Raw genomic sequence first — 3408 nt, forward strand, 5'->3', positions numbered from 1 at the left:
TCATCGGCGCAAGGATGCTCCGGCGGGCGCTGGCGGCGCAAGCGCCGGAAAGGGCGGCGGTTGTGATCGCGCGCGTCCCGCGCTAGGCGGGGAGGGATGCCGTCCCCCCTGGAAGCCGCCTATCGCGCCCGAATCGACGCCGGCGAAGTGCGGCCCGATCCGGCGCAGGTCGAGGCGCTGCGCGCGCTCGTACGGCTCGAGGCCGACCTCGCCGAGGCCGCCGGCGGCGGCCTGCTCGCCCGCTTCCGAAAGCCTCAGAGCCAGCGCGGCGTCTATCTCTGGGGACCGGTCGGCCGCGGCAAGTCGATGCTGATGGACCTGTTCTTCGAGAGTCTGCCGAGCGCCGACGCGCGCCGCGTCCACTTCCACGTGTTCATGGCCCAGGCCCACCGGCTGATCGGCGCCTGGCGCAACGGTGATGCGGCCGCCCGCCGCGAAGCCTTCGGCCAGCATAAGGGCGACGACCCCATCCCGCCGGTGGCCGACGTGCTGGCGGCCGAGGGCCGGCTGATCTGCTTCGACGAGTTCCAGGTCACCGACATCGCCGACGCGATGATCCTAAGCCGGCTGTTCGAGGCGCTGTTCTCCCGCGGCGTGACCTTGGTCGCCACCTCGAACCGCCCGCCGGACCAGCTCTACAAGGACGGCATCAACCGCCAGCTCTTCACGCCGTTCATCGACCTGCTGAACGCGCGCATGGAGGTGGTGCAGGTCGCCGGACCGCACGACTACCGGCTGGACCGGCTGCGCGCCGCCGGCGTCTGGTTCGAGCCGCTGGACGATGCGCATGAAGCGGCGTTCGACGCTTTGTGGCGCGACATGCTGTCGGGCGAGGCGGAGGTCGGCGAGACGCTGGAGGTGATGGGCCGCAAGGTGCACCTGCCCCACGCCCGCGGCGGCCTGCTGCGCGCCTCGTTCGCCAGCCTGTGCGGCGTGGCGCTTGGGCCCAACGACTACCTGGCGATCGCCGCGCGTTTCCACACCGTGTTCCTGGGCGACCTCCCTCGGTTGACGCCGGAACGCCGAGAGGAGGCGCGCCGCTTCGTCACTCTGATCGACACCCTGTACGAGGCGCGTAGCCGGCTGATCGTGTTGGCGGCGGCCGAGCCGCAGGACCTCTATGTGCAGGGCGCTGGCGCCTTCGAGTTCGAGCGCACGGCCTCACGGCTGCAGGAGATGCGATCAGCCGAGTGGCTGAGCGAGCCCGACTGAGGCTGCTTGCGCCCGTCCGCGCGTTGACACCGGGGGGACGGAGCTTAAAAGCGGAGCCGCCTCGAAGGCTTGTACGGACTATCAGGGAGTCCCATGACCGACGCCCCCGCGCCGCCGCGCGAACGACCCATGTCGCCGCACCTGCAGGTATGGCGATGGCACATCACCATGCTCACCTCGATCCTGCACCGCGCCAGCGGCGTGGCTCTGTACGTGGGCGCGCTGATCCTGGCGGGTTGGGCGGTGGCGCTGGCGTCCGGGCCGGACGCCTACGGCTTCTACCAGGGCCTGCTGGGTTCGATTTTCGGTAAGCTGGTGCTGTTCGGCCTGACGCTGGCGGTCGCCTACCACCTGGCCAACGGCATTCGCCACCTGGTGTGGGACACCGGGCGCGGCCTGGACATCAAGTCGGCCGACGCCTCGGGGATCGCGGTGATCGTGTTCACAGTCGTGGCCAGCGTCGCGCTGTGGCTGTTCGCCTGGATCGCGGGAGTCTTCTACTGATGACCAGCTACCGCACTCCGCTGTCGCGCGCTCGCGGCCTCGGCGCCGCAGGGCACGGCGTCAGCCACTGGATCTCCGAGCGGGTTGGCGCGATCGCGCTCGCGCCGCTCACCGTGTGGGGCGTCTGGGCGGTCGTCACGCTCGCCTCCACCGACTACATCGGCGCGATCCAATGGCTGTCGCATCCGCTGAACGGCGTGCTGATGTCGCTGCTGGCCGCGATCAGCTTCTGGCACATGCACGGCGGCATGCGGGTGATCGTCGAGGACTATGTCCACGGCGCCCTGAACAAGGCCGCGATCCTGCTGCTCAACCTGTTCGTCTGCGTGCTGGGCGGCGCGCTCACGGTGTTCTCCATCCTCAAGGTCGCGCTGGGAGGCGCTTGAACGGTCCCATGGCGTCTTACGAATTCATCGATCACAAGTACGACGTGGTGGTGGTTGGCGCCGGCGGTTCCGGCCTGCGCGCGGCGCTGGGCTGCGCCCAGGCGGGACTGAAGACCGCCTGCGTGACCAAGGTGTTCCCGACCCGCTCGCACACCGTCGCGGCGCAGGGCGGGATCTCCGCCTCGCTCGGCAACATGGGCGAGGATGACTGGCGTTGGCACATGTACGACACCGTCAAGGGGTCGGACTGGCTGGGCGACCAGGACGCCATCGAGTACATGGTCCGCAACGCGCCCGCCGCGGTCTACGAGCTGGAGCACTGGGGCGTGCCGTTCTCGCGCACGCCTGAGGGCAAGATCTATCAGCGGGCCTTCGGCGGCATGACCCGCAACTTCGGCGAAGCGCCGATCCAGCGCACCTGTGCTGCGGCCGACCGCACCGGCCACGCCATGCTGCACACGATGTATGGCCAGAGCCTGGCGCACGACACCGAGTTCTTCATCGAGTACGTGGCTCTCGACCTGATCATGGTCGACGGCGCGTGCCGGGGCGTCACCGCCTGGAAGCTCGACGACGGCACCATGCACCGCTTCCAGGCCCAGCTGGTGAGCCTGGCCACCGGCGGATACGGCCGCGCCTACAGTTCGGCGACCAGCGCCCACACCTGCACCGGCGACGGCAACGCCATGGTGTTGCGCGCCGGCCTGCCGATCCAGGACATGGAATTCATCCAGTTCCATCCCACCGGTGTCTACGGCGCGGGCTGTCTGATCACCGAGGGCGTGCGCGGCGAGGGCGGCTACGTCACCAACGCGAGCGGCGAGCGCTTCATGGAACGCTACGCGCCGTCAGCCAAGGACCTCGCCTCGCGCGACGTCGTCAGCCGTTCGATGACCATCGAGATCCGCGAAGGCCGCGGCTGCGGCCCCAACAAGGATTACATCGAGCTGCACGTCGAGCATCTCGATCCCAAGGTCATCCACGAGCGCCTGCCGGGCATCGCGGAGACAGCGCGCATCTTCGCCGGTGTCGACGTCACGCGCCAGCCGATTCCGATTTTGCCGACCTGCCACTACAACATGGGCGGCGTGCCGACCAATTATCGCGGCGAGGTCGTGACCCTGAAGAACGGCCAGCCCGACACCATCGTGCCCGGCCTGATGGCGATCGGCGAAGCAGCCTGCGTATCGGTGCACGGCGCCAATCGCTTGGGCTCCAATTCGCTGCTCGATCTAGTCGTGTTCGGTCGCGCCGCCGCCATTCGCGCTGCCGAACTGGTCAAGCCCGGCCAGGCGCACAAGACGGT

At 69.0% G+C, this 3408-nt stretch carries 4 protein-coding genes; all 4 read left to right on the forward strand.

Translation table 11 applies throughout. The features are described 5' to 3' along the window. Positions 1–96: 96 nt before the first annotated feature. Positions 97–1212 carry a cell division protein ZapE gene (zapE, locus tag Q8M88_RS03970; protein ID WP_305594951.1) on the forward strand — a complete coding sequence of 372 codons (1116 nt, stop codon included), beginning with the start codon at positions 97–99 and terminating at the stop codon, positions 1210–1212. A 93-nt stretch (positions 1213–1305) separates the two neighbouring features. After that, positions 1306–1716, forward strand: coding sequence for a succinate dehydrogenase, cytochrome b556 subunit (gene sdhC, locus Q8M88_RS03975; protein WP_305594952.1), 411 nt, complete (start codon positions 1306–1308; stop codon positions 1714–1716). Further along, positions 1716–2102, forward strand: a complete 387-nt coding sequence (gene sdhD, locus Q8M88_RS03980; RefSeq protein ID WP_305594953.1) for a succinate dehydrogenase, hydrophobic membrane anchor protein — start codon at positions 1716–1718, stop codon at positions 2100–2102. Before sdhC ends, sdhD begins: the two co-directional genes overlap by 1 nt. Positions 2103–2110: 8 nt before the next feature. Continuing rightward, on the forward strand, positions 2111–3408 hold a 1298-nt coding region (gene sdhA / locus Q8M88_RS03985), incomplete at its 3' end, for a succinate dehydrogenase flavoprotein subunit (RefSeq protein ID WP_305594954.1).

Source organism: Phenylobacterium sp. (genome assembly GCF_030693805.1).
Classification (GTDB): Bacteria; Pseudomonadota; Alphaproteobacteria; order Caulobacterales; family Caulobacteraceae; genus Phenylobacterium.